The organism is Allorhizobium sp. Av2 (assembly GCF_021462805.2).
Lineage (GTDB): Bacteria > Pseudomonadota > Alphaproteobacteria > Rhizobiales > Rhizobiaceae > Allorhizobium > Allorhizobium vitis_G.
In genome coordinates this window covers 3,167,318-3,186,501 of record NZ_CP192696.1, presented here as the reverse complement: position 1 = coordinate 3,186,501, position 19,184 = coordinate 3,167,318, and the positions used below count along the sequence as shown (strand labels likewise).

Genomic DNA, 19,184 nt, shown 5'->3' with positions numbered 1-19,184 from the left:
ATGGTTGAACTGACGCTTCCCAAGAATTCTCAGATCAAGCCGGGCAAGGTCTGGCCAAAACCTTCAGGTGCCAAGAACCTGCGGGAATACCAGATCTATCGCTGGAGCCCCGATGACGACAAAAATCCAAGCCTCGACACCTATTATGTCGATATGGACGATTGCGGTCCGATGGTTCTCGACGGTCTTCTCTATATCAAGAACAAGATCGATCCGACGCTGACGTTCCGCCGGTCCTGTCGTGAGGGCATTTGCGGCTCCTGCGCGATGAATATCGATGGCACCAACACGCTGGCCTGCACCAAGGGTACCGACGAGGTGAAGGGGACCGTGAAGGTCTATCCTCTGCCGCATATGCCTGTCGTCAAGGATCTGGTTCCCGACCTGACAAACTTTTATGCCCAGCACCGCTCCATCGAACCCTGGTTGAAAACGGTGTCTCCGACGCCGGTTAAGGAATGGAAGCAGAGCCATGACGACCGGCAGAAGCTGGACGGCCTTTATGAGTGCATTCTCTGCGCTTGCTGCTCGACCTCTTGCCCGAGCTATTGGTGGAATGGCGACCGCTATCTTGGCCCAGCCGTGCTGCTGCAAGCCTATCGCTGGTTGATCGACAGCCGTGACGAGGCCAAGGGGGAGCGTCTGGATAATCTGGAAGATCCCTTCCGGCTCTATCGCTGCCATACGATCATGAATTGCGCGCAAGTCTGTCCAAAGGGCCTCAATCCGGCCAAGGCGATTGCTGAAATCAAGAAAATGATGGTCGAGCGCCGCGTTTGACGCAGGTTGCCCGACGCGGTCAAGCCCAAGGCGAAGATGCTCAGGCATCCTCGCCGTGAAGGCATTCCAAATATCTCAAATGCATTGCTTGCTTGAGATATTTGCAAAAGAAACAGGATGATCCATCTTCAAAGTCTCATCCTGTGAGTGGCGCGGGCGGGCTGCTGTCGCGGTTGCGACAGTCTCTGGCGGCGCTATTGGCTGCATCTCACGCGGTTTTGTAATGAAAATATCGATCTTCTGGACGCAAACCCGCTATTTGCTTGCCGTTGAAGATGCTTCTGCCTTGATTTCAAACCAGCTTTGGCGCTAGTTTCCGGGCGTTTGGTGCAAGATAGCTGCCGCTGAAAGGCGAAAGCTGACGATGATGAAGCAACCGGGAGTGTTAGGATGAAACTGAAATTTGCGGCGACGGGTTTGATGGTCGTGCTTTCTCTTGCCGGGTGTCAGCGTACGTCAAGCGATTACGGTTCCTCGTCACTGCCGCCTTTGCAGGCGCAACCGGTGCCTCAGGTTCAATCGGGGCAATTGCCGCCTCCAGGTGCAAGCCAGTTTCCGGTCGCTCCCACGTCTAACCAGAGCGCTGCCTTGACACCGAATGCGCCGCCGCCGGGTAGCTCTCTCGATTTCACCAAGGAACAGATGGTTGGCAATTGGCGTGTGGCCAATGGCCAGTCCAGCTGCGACATGTTCCTGACCCTCACCAATCTGGGTGGTGGATCGCGCGGCGGTACACGCGGTTGCGTCGGTCCGCTGACGACGATGGGTGCCTGGGACGTCGCCAACAAGCAGTTGATGCTGAAGGATCGCGACGGCAATGTGATCGGCACTCTCTACAAGACAGCAGACAATCGCTTCAACGGCTCCACCAGCGCTGGCCAGCCTGTCAGCCTCAGCCGGTAAGGGTGGCTGAGCCGCCTTTCATTCTGAATCCCCGCCCTTTGATGCAATAGGGGCGGGCCTATATCCCCCGCGGAGTTCGACATGCAGCCTGTGCCCGATTATGCCCTCAGCGTCAGCGAGGATTTGAAGGCGCGGACCCTGTCGGGGGAGCTGATGGCCGACCCCGCCCAGATGGCGGTCGCAGCCCGGCTTGATCGCGTCCTGCTTCAATTGAAAGAACGCAAGCCAGCGAAAAAGTCCTCGGCGCTTGGCTGGATCTTTGCACGGCATCGAGCGCCGCAAACCAAAATCATGGGGCTTTATGTGCATGGCAGCGTCGGGCGTGGCAAAACCATGCTGATGGACCTGTTCTTTCGCATGGCGCCCGTGGAAAAGAAGCGGCGCGCGCATTTTCACGAATTCATGGCCGATGTGCATAATCGCATTCACATCCATCGGCAGAAACTCAAAAATGGCGAGACAAAACAGGCCGACCCCGTGCCGCCGGTGGCGGAGCAACTGGCCGCCGAAGCAGGGCTTTTGTGCTTCGATGAATTCACCGTTACCGATATTGCCGATGCAATGATCCTGTCGCGGTTGTTTACCGAACTTTTCGCCCGTGGCTGCATTCTGGTGGCGACCTCCAACGTTGAGCCGGACAATCTCTATCCGGATGGGCTGAACCGGGGTCTGTTTGTGCCGTTCATCGGCTTGCTCAAACAATATGTCGAGATCCTCTCGCTCGATTCGCCGACCGATTACCGGCTGGAAAAGGCCGATCAGCTTCCGATCTATCTCTCTCCGGCAGATGCTGTAGCGGATCGGGAAATGGACCGTGCCTGGAAAATGATGACGGCGGGCCGTGTTGAAAAGCCGCTGGATATCGAGATGAAAGGCAGGCTTTTGCCGGTGAGGCGAGCCGTTGGAAAAATGGCGCGCTTCACGTTTGCCGAGCTTTGCGAGCAGCCGCTGGGTGCCTCCGATTACCTGGCGCTTGCCGACCGCTTTCACACTATTTTCATCGACCATATTCCTTATCTTGGACCTGAAAAACGCAATCAGACGAAGCGCTTCATCATCCTGATCGACGCGCTTTACGACCATCATGTCCGGGTGCATGCCAGCGCTGCCGCCGAGCCCGAGGCCCTGCTGACAGCGAGAAAAGGAACCGAAGGGTTCGAATTCGACCGGACGGCGTCGCGGCTGTTTGAGATGCGTAGCCGTGAATATCTCGAGGCACATACGGGCCGCATTGCGGAAATGTGAAGAATTGATGACTTAATATCTTACCTTTACGTAAGAATTTTATAGTCTAAACGATTGAAAAATATGCTCTCATAAATATCGGTTGCGCTTTTTTCCAGGTCGCGCTATGCGAATGGCCCAAAGGCCGGTCACTCTATTGGAGGGCCGACTTGGTTTTGGATCTAAAAGGAAGCACTTCAATGGCGCGCAACAAGATCGCACTTATTGGTTCTGGAATGATCGGTGGTACGCTGGCCCATCTGGCTGGCTTGAAGGAACTGGGCGACATCGTCCTGTTCGATATTGCCGATGGCGTACCGCAGGGTAAGGGTCTCGACATTGCGCAGTCGTCGCCCGTTGAAGGCTTCAATGCCAAGCTGACCGGTTCGAGCGACTACGCCGCCATCGAAGGTGCGGATGTCTGCATCGTCACCGCTGGTGTGCCGCGCAAGCCCGGCATGAGCCGCGACGACCTGCTCGGCATCAACCTCAAGGTCATGGAACAGGTTGGCGCTGGCATCAAGAAATATGCCCCCAACGCCTTCGTGATCTGCATCACCAATCCGCTCGATGCCATGGTCTGGGCGTTGCAGAAGTTCTCCGGCCTTCCGGCCAACAAGGTTGTCGGCATGGCCGGCGTTCTCGACAGCTCGCGTTTCCGCCTGTTCCTGGCTGAGGAATTCAACGTTTCGGTTCAGGATGTCACGGCTTTCGTGCTTGGCGGCCATGGCGACACGATGGTGCCGCTGGCTCGTTACTCCACGGTTGGCGGTATCCCGCTGACCGATCTGGTCAAGATGGGCTGGGTCACCGCTGAACGCCTGGAAGAGATCATTCAGCGCACCCGTGATGGCGGCGCCGAAATCGTCGGTCTGTTGAAGACCGGTTCGGCCTTCTATGCGCCAGCCGCTTCGGCGATCGAAATGGCTGAATCCTACCTCAAGGACAAGAAGCGCGTTCTGCCTTGCGCTGCACACCTGACCGGTCAGTACGGCGTCAAGGACATGTATGTTGGCGTACCCACGGTGATCGGTGCTGGCGGCGTCGAACGCGTCATCGAGATCGAACTGAACAAGGACGAGGAAGCCGCCTTCCAGAAGTCGGTCGGCGCTGTCGCCGGTCTCTGCGAAGCCTGCATCAATATCGCTCCGGCTCTTAAGTAATCGCCTTTGGCGGCTGCGCCTTCATCTGCGGATGATGGCGCAGCCGCGCATGGTTTTAACGCAGTTCTAAGCCGGGCGGCATGACCGCTGGTTCTGGAATTGCTCCGAACACAGGACCAGACGATGAATATTCATGAATATCAGGCCAAGGCTCTGCTGAAGAGCTTTGGCGCACCGGTTGCCGAAGGTGTGGCAATCTTTTCCGCCGATGAAGCCGAGGCGGCCGCAAAGCAGCTTCCTGGCCCGCTTTATGTCGTCAAGAGCCAGATCCACGCTGGTGGTCGCGGCAAGGGCAAGTTTAAGGAACTTGGCCCGGAAGCCAAGGGCGGCGTTCGCCTGGCTTTCTCGATCGATGAAGTGAAGTCGCATGTTGCTGAAATGCTCGGCAACACGCTGGTGACCAACCAGACCGGCCCTGCTGGTAAGCAGGTTAACCGCCTGTATATTGAAGACGGTGCTGATATCGAGCGCGAGCTTTATCTGTCGCTGCTCGTCGACCGCGCTGTCGGTCAGGTTGCTTTCGTGGTGTCCACCGAAGGCGGCATGGACATTGAAACGGTTGCGCACGACACACCTGAAAAGATCATCAGCGTTGCGATCGACCCAGAAGCTGGTGTAACGGCTGCCAATCTCGAAGCCCTGACTGCGGCTTTGCTGCTCGAAGGCGAAGCCAAGGCTGACGCTGAGAAGCTGTTCCCGATCCTCTACAAGGCCTTTGTCGAAAAGGACATGGCGCTTCTGGAAGTGAACCCGCTGATCGTCATGAAGAACGGCCGTATGCGCGTTCTCGATGCCAAGATGTCTTTCGACGGCAACGCTCTGTTCCGTCACGAAGACGTTGTGGCTCTGCGCGACAAGACGGAAGAAGACGCCAAGGAAATCGAAGCCTCCAAGTATGATCTGGCCTATGTTGCCCTCGACGGCAATATCGGCTGCATGGTCAATGGCGCAGGTCTTGCCATGGCAACCATGGACATCATCAAACTCTACGGTGCTGAGCCGGCAAACTTCCTCGACGTTGGTGGCGGTGCGACCAAGGAAAAGGTCACGGCAGCGTTCAAGATCATCACGGCTGATCCGGCTGTGAAGGGCATTTTGGTCAACATCTTCGGCGGCATCATGAAGTGTGATGTTATTGCCGAGGGTGTTCTGGCTGCCGTCAAGGACGTCGGTCTCACCGTTCCACTCGTCGTTCGCCTCGAAGGCACCAATGTCGAGCTGGGAAAGAAAATCATCAACGAATCCGGTCTCAACGTCATTTCGGCGGATGATCTGGACGATGCTGCGCAGAAGATCGTCGCAGCCGTGAAGGCAGCGTGATCTGATGGCTGATACATCCAAGACCGTGAAGCGCCAGCCTTTTGGCCCGAATGAGACAGATATCAATCTGTGCTACTTCGTCTGCTTCGACAGCGAGCTTCCAACCGATGGCGACGTCGCCGAGCGTTGGGTGCATTTCAACGATAATGACGATGCGCTCGCCTATTTCGCTGACAAGTCCAAGGACGCGAGCCTCTATGTCTGGAAGGGCGAGCTTGCCATTGCCAAGGGCGACGGCCAGTTCGATTGGTTCTTTACCCAGTGGTCCAAGAGCCTTGAGAAGCAGCTGACGCAGAAGCCGGCCAAGGGCATGGGCTATCGCTTTTCCAATGACGCCTTTGAGGCATTTGAACCCCTCGAATTCGAGGAAGAGGAAGCCGAGTAATGTCGATTCTGATCAATAAAGACACCAAGGTTCTCGTACAGGGCCTGACCGGCAAGACCGGCACTTTCCATACCGAGCAGGCGCTTGCCTATTACGGCACCAAAATGGTCGGCGGTATTCATCCGGCTAAGGGCGGTAGCAACTGGACCGGCTCCAAGGGTGAAACCCTGCCGATCTTCGCTTCCGTTGCCGAAGGCAAGGACGTCACAGGCGCCAATGCATCGGTGATCTACGTGCCGCCAGCCGGTGCTGCTGCTGCAATCATCGAAGCCATCGAAGCTGAAATTCCGCTGGTCGTCTGCATCACCGAAGGCATTCCGGTTGCCGACATGGTCAAGGTCAAGGCTCGCCTCGACAAGTCCAAGTCGCGCCTGATTGGCCCCAACTGCCCAGGCGTGATGACGCCGGAAGAATGCAAGATCGGCATTATGCCGGGCTCGATTTTCCGCAAGGGTTCGGTTGGCGTGTTGTCGCGTTCCGGCACTTTGACCTATGAGGCTGTGTTCCAGACCTCGAACGAAGGCCTCGGCCAGACCTCGGCTGTCGGCATCGGCGGCGACCCGGTCAAGGGTACCGAGTTCATCGACATCCTGGAAATGTACCTCGCTGACGAAGCCACCAAGTCGATCATCATGATCGGTGAAATCGGTGGTTCGGCTGAAGAAGAAGCTGCACAGTTCCTCAAGGACGAAGCCAAGAAGGGCCGCAAGAAGCCGATGGTTGGTTTCATCGCCGGTCGTACGGCTCCTCCCGGCCGCACCATGGGTCACGCAGGCGCTGTGATCTCTGGCGGCAAGGGGGGCGCGGAAGACAAGATCGAAGCCATGGAATCGGCTGGCATTCGGGTTTCGCCCTCGCCAGCCCGCCTTGGCAAGACGCTGGTTGAAGTTCTCAAGGGCTGAGACCACATAGAGATGAGCGGGCAGACGTCTTTATGGCGTCTGCCCGTGCAGGCATTTCAAGTCCAGCCGAGCGCAAGCCTTGACTGGCAGATATTCGACAAGCCGAATATTCGGTCGAATAGTTCGGTGATGACCTCAAGTCGGGAGGCGGGCACGAGGCCCGCAAAAAACCATGGCAAGGCAAGAAGCCAACGAGCAGTTTCAGATCACCTCGTTCCTGGACGGATCGAATGCGATCTATATCGAGCAGCTTTATGCGCGTTACGAAGACGATCCGGGTTCGGTATCGCCTGAGTGGCAATCCTTCTTCAAGGCGCTGGGCGATAATCCAAGCGACGTGAAAAAGGCGGCCAAGGGAGCCTCCTGGCAGCGGAGCAATTGGCCGCTGACGCCCCGCACCGATCTGGTTTCAGCGCTCGATGGCAATTGGGGCCTGGTCGAGAAGGCCATTGAAACCAAGGTCAAGGGCAAGGCTGAAGCCGCAGCCGTAACCACAGGCAAGCCAGTTTCTGAAACCGAAGTGTTGCAGGCGACCCGTGATAGCGTACGCGCCATCATGATGATCCGCGCTTATCGCATGCGCGGTCATTTGCATGCCAAGCTCGACCCGCTCGGCATTGCCACGGCGGTTGAAGATTACAACGAGCTGTCGCCATCATCCTACGGATTTACCGAGGCTGATTTTGACCGCAAGATCTTCATCGATAACGTTCTGGGGCTGGAATATGCCACCGTGCGTGAGATGATCGAAATTCTTGAGCGCACTTATTGCTCGACGCTCGGTTTCGAATTCATGCACATTTCCAATCCGGAAGAAAAGGCCTGGATTCAAGAGCGCATCGAAGGCCCCGATAAAGGCGTTGATTTTACCGTTGAGGGCAAGAAGGCTATTCTGCAAAAGCTGGTTGAGGCCGAAGGCTTCGAGCAGTTCATTGATGTGAAGTACAAGGGCACCAAGCGCTTTGGTCTGGATGGCGGCGAATCGCTGATCCCGGCGCTGGAGCAGATCATCAAGCGCGGTGGTCAGGAAGGCCTCGAAGAGGTCGTGCTCGGCATGGCGCATCGCGGTCGTCTGAACGTATTGACCAATGTGATGCACAAGCCGCATCGCGCCGTATTCCACGAGTTCAAGGGTGGTTCGTTCAAGCCTGATGAAGTCGAAGGCTCCGGCGACGTGAAGTACCATCTGGGTGCCTCGTCCGACCGCGAATTCGATGGCAACAAGGTTCACTTGTCGCTGACGGCCAACCCCTCGCATCTGGAAATCGTTAACCCTGTGGTGATGGGCAAGGCTCGCGCCAAGCAGGACCAGCTGGCCAAAGTCTGGGAAGGCGACGTGATTCCGCTGAAGGAACGCGCCAAGGTTCTGCCATTGCTGCTGCATGGCGACGCGGCCTTTGCGGGTCAGGGCGTTGTGGCTGAAATTCTTGGCCTGTCTGGTCTGCGCGGTCACCGCGTGGCTGGCACGATGCATGTGATCATCAATAACCAGATCGGCTTTACCACCAATCCGGGCTTCTCGCGCTCCTCGCCTTATCCATCGGATGTGGCCAAGATGATCGAAGCGCCGATCTTCCATGTGAATGGTGACGATCCGGAAGCTGTGGTTTATGCCGCCAAGGTGGCCACCGAATTCCGCATGAAGTTCCACAAGCCTGTGGTTGTGGACATGTTCTGCTACCGCCGCTTTGGCCATAATGAAGGTGATGAGCCTTCGTTCACCCAGCCAAAGATGTACAAGGAAATTCGCGCCCACAAGACCGTTGTTCAGGTCTATGGCGATCGCCTGATTGCTGAAGGCGTGATTACTGAAGGCGATCTCGAAAAGATGAAGGCCGATTGGCGCGCCAATCTCGAGCAGGAGTTCGAGGCTGGCCAGTCCTACAAGCCCAACAAGGCTGACTGGCTGGATGGCGTCTGGTCTGGTCTTCGCGCTGCCGACAATGCCGATGAGCAGCGTCGCGGCAAGACAGCCATGCCGATGAAGTCCCTGAAGGAGATCGGTCGTAAGCTGTCGACCATTCCTGATGGCTTCAAAGCGCATCGCACCATCCAGCGTTTCATGGAAAACCGCGCCCAGATGATCGAGACCGGCGAGGGTATCGATTGGGCGATGGCCGAGGCACTGGCTTTCGGTTCGCTGGTCGTTGAAGGCCACAAGATCCGCCTGTCCGGTCAGGATTGCGAGCGCGGCACATTCAGCCAGCGTCATTCGGTGCTCTACGATCAGGAAAGCGAAGATCGCTACATTCCGCTGGCCAATCTGGCCCCCAATCAGGCTCGCTACGAAGTCATCAATTCGATGCTGTCGGAAGAGGCCGTGCTTGGCTTCGAATACGGCTATTCGCTGGCACGTCCGAATGCGTTGACCCTGTGGGAAGCCCAGTTCGGTGACTTCGCCAACGGCGCCCAGGTGGTGTTCGACCAGTTCATCTCGTCGGGTGAACGCAAATGGCTTCGCATGTCCGGCCTCGTCTGCCTTCTGCCGCATGGCTATGAAGGTCAGGGACCGGAACACTCTTCGGCTCGTCTGGAGCGCTGGCTGCAAATGTGCGCCGAAGACAACATGCAGGTTGCCAACGTCACCACGCCGAGCAATTATTACCATATCCTGCGCCGCCAGGTGAAACGCGACTTCCGCAAGCCGCTGATCCTGATGACGCCGAAGTCGCTGCTGCGCCACAAGCGGGCCCAGTCGACACTGGCGGAAATGGCAGGCGAAAGCTCGTTCCATCGCCTGCTGTGGGATGATGCCGAGATCATCAAGGACGGTCCGATCAAGCTCCAGAAGGATGCCAAGATCCGCCGCGTGGTGATGTGCAGTGGCAAGGTTTACTATGACCTGCTGGAAGAGCGCGAAAAGCGTGGCATCGATGATGTCTACCTGCTGCGTATCGAACAGCTCTATCCGTTCCCGGCCAAGGCGCTGATCAATGAGCTCAGCCGCTTCCGCAATGCGGAAATGGTCTGGTGCCAGGAAGAGCCGAAGAACATGGGGGCCTGGTCCTTCATCGATCCTTACCTGGAATGGGTGCTGGCTCACATCGACGCCAAGTATCAGCGCGTGCGCTATACCGGCCGTCCGGCTGCTGCCTCTCCGGCAACAGGCCTGATGTCCAAGCATCTCGCCCAGCTGCAAGCCTTCCTGGAGGACGCACTCGGCGGCTAATGCTGCCGGGTCCACCCTTTCGCTCGAAATCCATATCGATCAACGGAATTTATCATCATGGCCACTGAAATCCGCGTCCCCACTCTGGGTGAATCCGTCAGCGAAGCCACCGTCGGCACCTGGTTCAAGAAAGTCGGCGATGTCGTCAAGGCGGACGAGCCGCTCGTGGAACTGGAAACCGACAAGGTAACGGTTGAAGTCCCTTGTCCTGCTTCGGGCGTTCTGACCGAAATCGTTGCCCAGAACGGTGAAACGGTTGGTCTGGGCGCTCTGCTCGGCCAGATCGCCGAAGGCGCATCGGCTGGTGCGGCTGCACCTGCTGCTGCTGCCCCGGCGCCTGCTGCTACACCTGCACAGGCGGCCCCTGCCGCTCCGGCTGCGGGCTCCGCCATGCCGGCAGCGCCTGCCGCAGCCAAGATGCTGGCTGAAAACAATATCTCTGCCGATCAGGTGGATGGCTCCGGCAAGCGTGGGCAAGTGCTGAAGGGCGACGTGATCGCTGCTGTTGCCAAGGGCGCTTCGGCACCTGCCGCTGCTCCGGCCCCGGTTGCTGCGCCGCGCCCCGTCTCCTCCGCCGACGATGCGTCGCGCGAAGAGCGCGTCAAGATGACCCGCCTGCGCCAGACCATTGCCAAGCGCCTGAAGGATGCGCAGAACACGGCTGCCATGCTGACCACCTATAACGAGGTGGATATGTCGGCAGTGATGAGCCTGCGCAACAAGTACAAGGACATTTTTGAAAAGAAGCATGGCGTCAAGCTGGGCTTCATGGGCTTCTTCACCAAGGCCGTCACCCACGCCCTGAAGGAACTGCCTGCCGTCAACGCTGAGATCGACGGCACCGATATCATCTACAAGAACTACTGCCATGTCGGCATGGCCGTCGGCACCGACAAGGGCCTGGTCGTTCCTGTGATCCGCGATGCCGACCAGATGTCGATTTCGGAAGTTGAAAAGGATCTCGGTCGTCTTGCCAAGGCTGCCCGCGATGGCTCGCTGTCGATGGCCGACATGCAGGGTGGCACGTTCACCATCACCAATGGCGGTGTCTACGGTTCGCTGATGTCCTCGCCGATCCTCAATGCGCCGCAGTCCGGTATTCTGGGCATGCACAAGATCCAGGATCGTCCGGTCGTGGTTGGTGGTCAGATCGTGATCCGTCCGATGATGTATCTTGCACTGTCCTACGACCACCGGATTGTTGACGGCAAGGAAGCCGTGACCTTCCTCGTGCGCGTCAAGGAAAGCCTGGAAGATCCGGAACGTCTGGTTCTGGACCTCTAATCCTTCGCAAGCGGTGAAATCATTTTCCGCTGCCAATAGGTGGCGGAAGATGTCAGCGCATAAAATGCGATGCGGCATTCCCTCCGGAATGGTGTGAACCAAAAGTGGAGCATGACCATGCAACCGACTTTTCTTGCCGCCTCGCCTTTTCTGCCGCTGATTGGTATCAGTGTGATCCTGTTGGTCGTCCACATCATGCTGCAAGGCATGACGGCGACTAGGGAACTCGGTGCCAGTTGGAACGCAGGTCCGCGGGATGGCGACAAGAAGGCAACCGGTCAGCTCGCAGGCCGTGCGGCACGGGCCTCCACGAATTTCCGGGAGACCTATTCGGGGTTCATTGCCCTTGCATTCGGCCTCATTCTGGCTGGCGATCCACATGGGTTCGGCTTGATCGGTGCCTGGGTCTGGTTGCTGTGCCGGATTATTTATATTCCGCTTTATCTGGCGGGAGTTCCCTATATCCGGTCTCTGGTATGGCTGGGCTCGATGGCAGGTTTGGTGGCGATGCTATTGGTGCTGTTGTTTTAAGCGGCAGAGATGGCGCGGAGTGAGGAAAGTCGATGCATCCCTATCTGTTTGAACTCGCATCCTTGATGGCTATTTTTTTCTTCGCCATCGTTTCTCCAGGTGCTGATCTCGCCATGGTGATGCGCCAATCCCTGGTGCATGGACGGCGTGAGGCGATCATCACAAGCTTCGGTGTCGGTTCGTCATTGATGTTTCATGTCACCTACACCATTCTCGGTCTTGGCCTGATCATTTCCCAGTCGATCTATCTGTTCAATATCGTCAAATGGTGTGGTGTTGCCTATCTGCTTTACATCGGTGTGAAGTCTTTGCGGGCCGGTAAATCCGATGTGACGGCGCAGCCGGTTGTGGAGGCGGGGGATCATAAACGCCAGTCGATCTCCAAGTCCTTCTTTCTCGGTTTTGCAGCCAATGCACTCAATCCGAAACCGGTGTTTTTCTTCCTGTCGATCTTCTCCACGGTGGTCAGCATTCACACGCCGATCGTGGTTAAGTTCGGCTATGGCCTTGTCATGGCAAGCTGCCTGATCACCTGGTTTGTCGGCGTCAGTATTTTCATGACGACGCCGAAAATGCGTGCGGCCTTTTCACGCGCCAGCCAATGGATCGACCGCATCAGCGGTGCAGTCTTCATTGTGCTTGGTTTGAAGCTTGCGACGGAAAAGGCCAGTTAATGTGAGCGCTTTGCGCTTGTCTCATGCGGGCCTTGGCCCTGTCTGTTGGTGTTTTTGCCGGTGCCCACAATGACGGGCGGCATAACGTTTGATGTGAAGGAATGATTGAATGGCATATGATCTTGTTGTCATCGGTAGTGGCCCCGGCGGCTATGTCTGCGCGATCAAGGCAGCCCAGCTTGGATTGAAGGTGGCTGTCGTCGAAAAGCGCGCCACTTATGGCGGCACCTGCCTCAATATCGGCTGCATTCCATCGAAAGCGCTGCTGCATGCGTCCGAAATGTTTCATCATGCCGCCCATGGTATGGCTGAGCTTGGCGTGGATGTCGCCACTCCGGTGCTGAATCTGCCGAAGATGATGGCGCACAAGGATGCGACCGTGAAGGCCAATGTTGAAGGCGTGTCCTTCCTGTTCAAGAAGAACAAGATTGATGGTGTCATCGGCACGGGCAAGATCGTTGCTGCTGGCAAGGTCTCTGTCACCAATGACAAGGGCGAAGAGCAGATTCTGGAAACCAAGAACATCGTCATTGCCACTGGCTCGGATGTGGCTGGCATTCCAGGCGTGGCCGTTGATATCGACGAGAAGATCATCGTCTCCTCCACCGGCGGCATCGCGCTGGACAAGGTGCCGGGCAAGATGATCGTGGTTGGCGGCGGCGTGATTGGCCTTGAGCTTGGCTCGGTCTGGGCGCGTCTGGGTGCCAAGGTCACGGTTGTCGAATATCTCGATACCATTCTCGGTGGCATGGACGGCGAAGTGTCCAAGCAGTTCCAGCGGATGCTGGTCAAGCAGGGGATGGAATTCAATCTCGGTGCTAAGGTGACTGCCGTTGAAAAATCCGGCACAGGTGCCAAGGTGACGTTTGAGCCTGCCAAGGGTGGCGAAGCCACCGTGCTGGAAGCCGATGTCGTGCTGGTGGCCACGGGCCGCAAACCTTACACCACGGGCCTTGGCCTCGAGACCGTTGGCGTTGCACTCGACAACCGTGGCCGTGTCGAAATCGATAACCACTTCCAGACCAATGTGGCTGGAATTTACGCCATTGGCGACGTCGTCAAGGGGCCGATGCTTGCGCACAAAGCGGAAGACGAAGGCGTGGCGCTGGCCGAAATTCTCTCCGGTCAGCATGGCCATGTGAATTACGATGTCATTCCCGGCGTTGTCTACACCCAGCCGGAAGTCGCCTCCGTCGGCAAGACGGAAGAAGAACTGAAGGCCGCAGGCGTCGCCTACAAGGTCGGAAAATTCCCATTCACCGCCAACGGTCGCGCCCGCGCCATGCTGGCGACGGATGGCTTCGTCAAGGTTCTCGCCGATAAGGAGACCGACCGTGTCCTCGGCGTTCACATCATCGGCCTTGGGGCAGGTGAAATGATCCATGAAGCGGCTGTGCTGATGGAGTTCGGCGGCTCTTCGGAAGACCTCGGTCGCACTTGCCATGCGCATCCGACCATGTCGGAAGCCGTGAAGGAAGCAGCGTTGGCAACCTTCGCCAAGCCGATTCACATGTGATGTGGCCTCTTCTGTAAAGAAGAGGAAAATCGACAAGTATTATATTTTTGTAATATTGAAAGCCTTGGCTTGTGGTTCAAGCCAAGGCTTTTATCATGAGGCGTTATTTCTTCTTAACGCTCTGATAAAAGGAAAGACTTATGGTCTCGAACCCGGTTGCAGGTTATTCTATCGCCCAGAGAATGTTGCACTGGTCGATGGCTTTGTTGATTTTCTTCAATCTGATCTTTTCTGATGGCATAGAAAATTGGAACCGGCTGACGCGAGGTGGCGAAACGGTAACGCCGAATGATTTGGCCTTAGCCAATATTCATGCCTATGTCGGTGTCGCTATTCTGGTTCTCTGTCTCGTTCGCCTCGTGTTACGGCTGGTGCAAGGGGCTCCGGATGCGCCGGATGCCGAAGCGCCCGTGCTGAAACTTGCCGCCAATCTGGCCCATTGGGCTTTTTACGCGCTGTTTTTCCTGATGCCGATCACCGGGATTGCCAAATATTATTTCGGCATTGATGCCCTGGGAGAATTGCATGGCGGGCCGCTCAAGCTTCTGCTCTGGGCGTTGATCATCGTGCATGTGCTGGCCGCGTTTGTTCACCAGTTTTATTGGAAAACCAATGTACTAACCCGGATGACACGCGGCATCTCTTAAACACCGCAGCCTTTTATTGCAGGGCCGTCACGGTGAAGCCCTGCGTTCGCAGCAATTCGACCAGCCCTTGCTCGCCCGGCAGATGCAGGGCGCCGACCGCCATGAAGACCTTGCCTTGGCTGAGCAGCGGACCAGCGCGCTGTGCCATGATTTTGTTGCGGTCGATCACGATTCGCTGATCGAAATCGGCGTGGCCATCAATTTTGGCAGTTTCGGTGTCCGGTGCAACCGCTTGCATCATCGGCATGATCTCACCAACCTCGCCTTTCAGGTAAAGGGAGATCATGGTTTCATTGACGTCATTGATCTTGTCACCAAGCTCGACGGCATCAATCAGCGATTGTAAATGAAAAGCCATCGGCAAGTCATTCATTGCCGCCAATTGTTCAGCATAGGTTTCCAGTCCGACCACCCGCTTGCCAGCCTTGGCGGCATTTTCGGCAATCTGCTTGTCGAGGAAGGACTGTCCCTCGGCTTTGCGGGCCTTTTCGCAGGCCGGGAGTGCCACGAAAGCCGCAAGAATCCAGGGCTTCATCCGGTTGACGGCGGTGAGCGACAGACCTCGTTGTTTCAACCCGGTTTCGAGCGTTGCCGTCTGCTCAGGGGTCAGGCGGTTGGTAATCGTCGTGCCATCGGTAAACATCGACAGTTCGGGCTTTGCCAGAAGCGCGAGGGCGGCTTTCTTGTCGTCGAGGATCTCGTCGGATTCGACGATGATGGTATCGGCTGCCGCCGAGGCTTCCGGCGCGCCTTTCGGCATTGTCAGCACGCGCGGGTCGGTGACATGCATGGTGCCAAGCAGAAAGGACGGCGCAATGCCGGGCTTTTCGATCTTCCAGAAAATCGAATGGCCATTTGGCACCTTGGCCGCTTCTGCCTCCAGCGCTTGATAGGCTTTCGGGTCCTTTTGCTGCAACTCCGGCAGGAGATTGCGTCCGGTGCAGGAAAGGTCCTCGGCCCTGACAAAGCTGGAGGACACGATGGCTGCAATCAGCAGCGTCAGGAACAGCAGTGGCAGAGCCATCACCAAGGCCAAGGCATGATCAACCCAGCGGGGGGCAGCCCAGCGGGGGGCAGCCCAGCTGGCAACCCTTGTGTTTATCGCTGATATAGTCTTGGCTTTAAACATCCTGCCTGCTTTCTAAGGACCATGTGGGCGCGTGTCTGACCAGCGAAGCCGGTTCCGTTGTCCCGAACCCTATTTTCCAAATTTAAACATTTAGTATCACGCGCGCGGATGCGCCCGGTCATACACATCCAGCAGCCGTGCCGAATCCACGCCGGTATAGATCTGGGTGGTGGAAAGGCTGGCGTGGCCTAGCAATTCCTGAATGGTGCGCAGGTCGCCGCCCCCGCTCAGCAGATGGGTGGCAAAGGAATGACGCAATACATGCGGCGTTGCCGTATCCGGCAGACCGAGTGCCGAGCGCAAGCGCTGCATTTCCCGCTGGATGATTCCCTGCTGCAATTTCCCGCCGCGCGCGCCGCGAAACAGCGGCTCTGCGGCTGGCAAATGATAGGGGCAAAGGTTTTGATAGGATAAAACCGCCTGACGCACGATGGGCAGGAGCGGTACGAGCCGGGTCTTGTTGCCCTTGCCGATGACCCGCAGCGTGGTCGTCGTGGCGACGATATCGGCGGGTGTGAGATTCAGCGCTTCGGAAATACGCAGGCCGCAGCCATAGAGCAAGGTGAAAACCGCAGCGTCGCGCGCCGCAATCCAAGGCTCCTCATTCAATTGCGTTTCTGCCGCCACCACCGTTAAAGCCTGGGCAGGGCTAAGCGGCTTGGGCAGCGATTTCGGCTGCTTGGGCGAGCGGATGGCACCGGCACCGGCGGCATTAACCAGGCCTTTGCGCTCCAGATAGCGCAAGAGCGACCGGACACCGGCAAGATGGCGACCGAGCGAACGAGCGCCAGCACCTTCCTTACGGCGTGACGACAAAAAAGCACGCAGGTCGGAAGGCCGCAGCGCCTTGATATCCTCAATTGAGGGAGGACCGCCGAAATAGCCGGTCAGAAAGCTGAGAAATTGCCGGGTATCGCGTTCATAGGCGGTCAGCGTATGATCGGCGAGCCGTCTTTGTCCAGACAGGCTGGCAAGCCAATTCTGGCGTTCCGCCATCAGGTCGGGGGCGGCAATCAACAGCAGTTCGGTCACGGCAGGGCCTTTGTGAATGATAGTTTTATGCAGTACCTAGTCCGTCTTAGATCTAAAAAGGTCCAGGAATTGCGCATGAGAGCCATCCTGACGGAGAGCCGTTAGGGAATGATTAACCGAGGCACCAGTCCGATATGGACAAGTGTCAGGTTAAATTTCTGGTTCCATTTTGCGCTTTTCGGGGGCATGGTCCGGCGCAATGAGCATCGAATCGTCAGATCTGTTTGGTCCGCGCACCAAGGCCGGCCCTGCCCGCCGCGCGGTGCCTGTGCTGGTGCCGTTGCCAGCGCCAGGGCCTTACAGTTACGCCGTTCCTGATGAGATGATTTTGGCACCGGGTGCCATCGTGCAGGTGCCGCTTGGGCCGCGTAAAGTGGTTGGCGTCGTGTGGGATGGCGACGATGACGGAGCCAAGATAGATCCCGCCAAGCTGCGCAGCATCGAAAAGTTGTTCGACTGCCCACCGCTGGACGCGGGCATGCGCCGGTTCATCGATTGGGTGGCGGCCTATACCCTTTCCCCGCCTGGATTGGTGGCCCGCATGGCCTTGCGCGCCCCTGCTGCTTTCGACCCAGACCCGATGATCGAAGGTTTGCGCTATGCGGGTCATGCCCCGGAAAAGCTGACCCCGGCCCGTAGGAAAGTGCTGGAATTGGCTGAAGATGGGCTTTCCTGGACCAAAAGCGGGCTTGCGCATGCGGCAGGGGTCTCGACCTCGGTTGTTGACGGCATGGCAAAGCTCGGCCTGTTCGAAACCGTATTTCTGCCGCCACCACCGCTGGTGGCGCTGCCGGACCCGGATTACGCCGCCCATCGGCTCTCCGGTCCGCAGTTGGGCGCAGCTGAGGTTCTGGTCGAGAGTGTTCGGGATGGTGGTTTTTCGGTGGCACTGATCGATGGCGTCACCGGGTCCGGCAAGACGGAGGTCTATTTCGAAGCGATTGCCGAAACGCTGCGTCAGGGTCGCCAAGTGCTGATCCTCCTGCCGGAAATCGCCCTGACCACGGCTTTTCTGGAGCGGTTTCAGGACCGTTTTGGCGCTAAACCCGGCGAATGGCATTCCGATCTTGCCACCCGGACCCGGGAAAAAGTCTGGCGGCAGACGGCGACAGGTGACATTCGGGTGGTGGCTGGTGCCCGCTCGGCGCTGTTCCTGCCCTTTGCCGATCTGGGGCTGATCATTGTCGATGAAGAGCATGATCCGGCCTTCAAGCAGGAAGACAGGGTGTTCTACAATGCCCGCGATATGGCGGTGGTGCGGGCGCGGATTGCCAGTATTCCTGCTGTGCTGGTGTCGGCTACGCCGTCCGTCGAAAGTCAGGTCAACAGTTATAGCGGTCGCTACAAGCGTATTCACCTGCCGACCCGTTTTGCCGATGCGGCCATGCCGGATCTGCATCTTGTCGATATGCGCCGCCATCCGCCGGAACGGGGCGGTTTTCTTTCGCCTCTGATGCTGCGGGCCATCGCCAAGACGATGGAAAAACAGCAACAGGCGTTGTTGTTTCTCAACCGGCGGGGCTACGCGCCGCTGACGCTATGCCGGGTCTGTGGCCATCGTTTCCAATGTCCGCAATGTTCCAGTTGGCTGGTGGAACACCGGTTTCGCGGCCAGATTCAATGCCATCAATGCGGTTATGCCGAGCCGACGCCCAATGCCTGCCCCGAATGCGGGACGCTGGACCATCTTGTTGCCTGCGGGCCGGGCGTGGAGCGGATTGCCGAGGAGGTGGAACGGCACTTCCCAGACGCCCGCACGCTGGTCTTGTCGTCGGATCTCGGCGGTGTCAAACGGCTTAGGCTGGAATTGGAAGCCATTGCCAAGGGTGAGGCCGATATCGTCATCGGCACACAATTGGTGGCAAAGGGTCATAATTTTCCGCTGATGACGCTTGTCGGTATCGTCGATGCCGATATTGGCCTTGCCAATGGTGATCCACGTGCCGCCGAGCGAACCTTTCAGCTGTTGAGCCAGGTGACGGGTCGGGCGGGGCGTACCGGTTTGAAGAGCCATGGCCTTTTGCAGACGTATCAGCCGCAGCATCCGGTGATGCAAGCCATTGTTTCCGGCGATGCCGATGCCTTTTATGAGCGGGAAATTACCGAGCGGGAGCGGGCGGTGCTGCCGCCTTACGGGCGTCTCGTCTCGATCATCGTGTCAGCGGACAATCGGGCGGATGCCGAAACTCATGCCCGGCACTTGCGCCAGGCCGCCCCTGCCGTCAGCGGCATCGCCATTCTGGGGCCTGCCGAGGCACCGCTGGCATTGATCCGTGGCCGCCATCGTTTCCGCCTGCTCATTCATGGCCGCAAAGCCAGCGACATGCAGGCTTTTGTCGCTGCGATGCTGAGCAACGGCCCGAAAGAGCGTCGCTCCATCCAGGTGCAAGTGGATGTCGATCCGCAGAGCTTTCTTTGATGCTGGGGAATACGACGAGTGATTTCCAATAATCCGTCGTATAAAGGGCCTTCAGGGCTTGAGGTGACGAAAGCCGGATATTGCGCCTGGATTTGCCTGTGGCATA

At 57.6% G+C, this 19,184-nt stretch carries 16 protein-coding genes; 14 read left to right on the top strand and 2 right to left on the bottom strand.

Annotated elements, in window-relative coordinates; all coding sequences use genetic code 11:
• The 13 genes from FS819_RS14900 to FS819_RS14840 all read left to right on the top strand — a co-directional run bounded on the left by FS819_RS14900 (position 1) and on the right by FS819_RS14840 (position 14,498).
• Entirely contained in the window at positions 1–780 is a 780-nt protein-coding gene (locus FS819_RS14900; protein ID WP_015917401.1) for a succinate dehydrogenase iron-sulfur subunit, read from the top strand.
• 390 nt (positions 781–1,170) lie between these two features.
• Positions 1,171–1,683: a protease inhibitor Inh/omp19 family protein gene (locus FS819_RS14895; RefSeq protein WP_015917400.1), complete on the top strand. Its 513-nt coding sequence runs from the start codon at positions 1,171–1,173 to the stop codon at positions 1,681–1,683.
• 81 nt (positions 1,684–1,764) lie between these two features.
• Positions 1,765–2,928, top strand: a complete 1,164-nt coding sequence (gene zapE / locus FS819_RS14890; protein WP_156548009.1) for a cell division protein ZapE — start codon at positions 1,765–1,767, stop codon at positions 2,926–2,928.
• A gap of 179 nt (positions 2,929–3,107) precedes the next feature.
• Positions 3,108–4,070 carry a malate dehydrogenase gene (gene mdh / locus FS819_RS14885; RefSeq protein ID WP_015917398.1) on the top strand — a complete coding sequence of 321 codons (963 nt, stop codon included), beginning with the start codon at positions 3,108–3,110 and terminating at the stop codon, positions 4,068–4,070.
• Positions 4,071–4,193: 123 nt separating this feature from the next.
• Positions 4,194–5,390: an ADP-forming succinate--CoA ligase subunit beta gene (gene sucC / locus FS819_RS14880; RefSeq protein ID WP_070152906.1), complete on the top strand. Its 1,197-nt coding sequence runs from the start codon at positions 4,194–4,196 to the stop codon at positions 5,388–5,390.
• Positions 5,391–5,394: 4 nt separating this feature from the next.
• Positions 5,395–5,775, top strand: coding sequence for a hypothetical protein (locus FS819_RS14875; RefSeq protein WP_070152909.1), 381 nt, complete (start codon positions 5,395–5,397; stop codon positions 5,773–5,775).
• The gene (gene sucD / locus FS819_RS14870; RefSeq protein WP_156548008.1) at positions 5,775–6,677 is read left to right on the top strand and encodes a succinate--CoA ligase subunit alpha; all 903 of its coding nucleotides are present in this window, start codon (positions 5,775–5,777) and stop codon (positions 6,675–6,677) included. Before FS819_RS14875 ends, sucD begins: the two co-directional genes overlap by 1 nt.
• Positions 6,678–6,849: 172 nt before the next feature.
• Positions 6,850–9,846 carry a 2-oxoglutarate dehydrogenase E1 component gene (locus tag FS819_RS14865; protein WP_156548007.1) on the top strand — a complete coding sequence of 999 codons (2,997 nt, stop codon included), beginning with the start codon at positions 6,850–6,852 and terminating at the stop codon, positions 9,844–9,846.
• Positions 9,847–9,903: 57 nt separating this feature from the next.
• Entirely contained in the window at positions 9,904–11,130 is a 1,227-nt protein-coding gene (gene odhB, locus FS819_RS14860; protein ID WP_156548006.1) for a 2-oxoglutarate dehydrogenase complex dihydrolipoyllysine-residue succinyltransferase, read from the top strand.
• A gap of 117 nt (positions 11,131–11,247) precedes the next feature.
• Complete coding sequence (locus FS819_RS14855; protein ID WP_156548005.1) at positions 11,248–11,661, top strand: MAPEG family protein; 414 nt, start codon at positions 11,248–11,250, stop codon at positions 11,659–11,661.
• A gap of 32 nt (positions 11,662–11,693) precedes the next feature.
• A complete protein-coding gene (locus tag FS819_RS14850; RefSeq protein WP_156548004.1) occupies positions 11,694–12,335 on the top strand; it encodes a LysE family translocator in 642 nt (213 codons plus the stop codon).
• Between the two features lie 109 nt (positions 12,336–12,444).
• Positions 12,445–13,851, top strand: coding sequence for a dihydrolipoyl dehydrogenase (gene lpdA, locus FS819_RS14845; RefSeq protein ID WP_156548003.1), 1,407 nt, complete (start codon positions 12,445–12,447; stop codon positions 13,849–13,851).
• Between the two features lie 140 nt (positions 13,852–13,991).
• Positions 13,992–14,498, top strand: coding sequence for a cytochrome b (locus tag FS819_RS14840; protein ID WP_156548002.1), 507 nt, complete (start codon positions 13,992–13,994; stop codon positions 14,496–14,498).
• Positions 14,499–14,511: 13 nt separating this feature from the next.
• Here the strand turns inward: FS819_RS14840 and FS819_RS14835 are convergent, their stop codons facing one another.
• On the bottom strand, positions 14,512–15,522 hold the full coding sequence (locus FS819_RS14835; RefSeq protein WP_234624549.1) for a TraB/GumN family protein: 1,011 nt from the start codon (positions 15,520–15,522) through the stop codon (positions 14,512–14,514).
• Between the two features lie 201 nt (positions 15,523–15,723).
• Positions 15,724–16,659: a tyrosine recombinase XerC gene (locus tag FS819_RS14830; protein ID WP_234624548.1), complete on the bottom strand. Its 936-nt coding sequence runs from the start codon at positions 16,657–16,659 to the stop codon at positions 15,724–15,726.
• 199 nt (positions 16,660–16,858) lie between these two features.
• On the opposite strand from FS819_RS14830, the gene FS819_RS14825 reads away from it, so the two are divergent.
• On the top strand, positions 16,859–19,078 hold the full coding sequence (locus tag FS819_RS14825; RefSeq protein ID WP_156548000.1) for a primosomal protein N': 2,220 nt from the start codon (positions 16,859–16,861) through the stop codon (positions 19,076–19,078).
• The last annotated feature ends 106 nt before the right edge of the window (positions 19,079–19,184 follow it).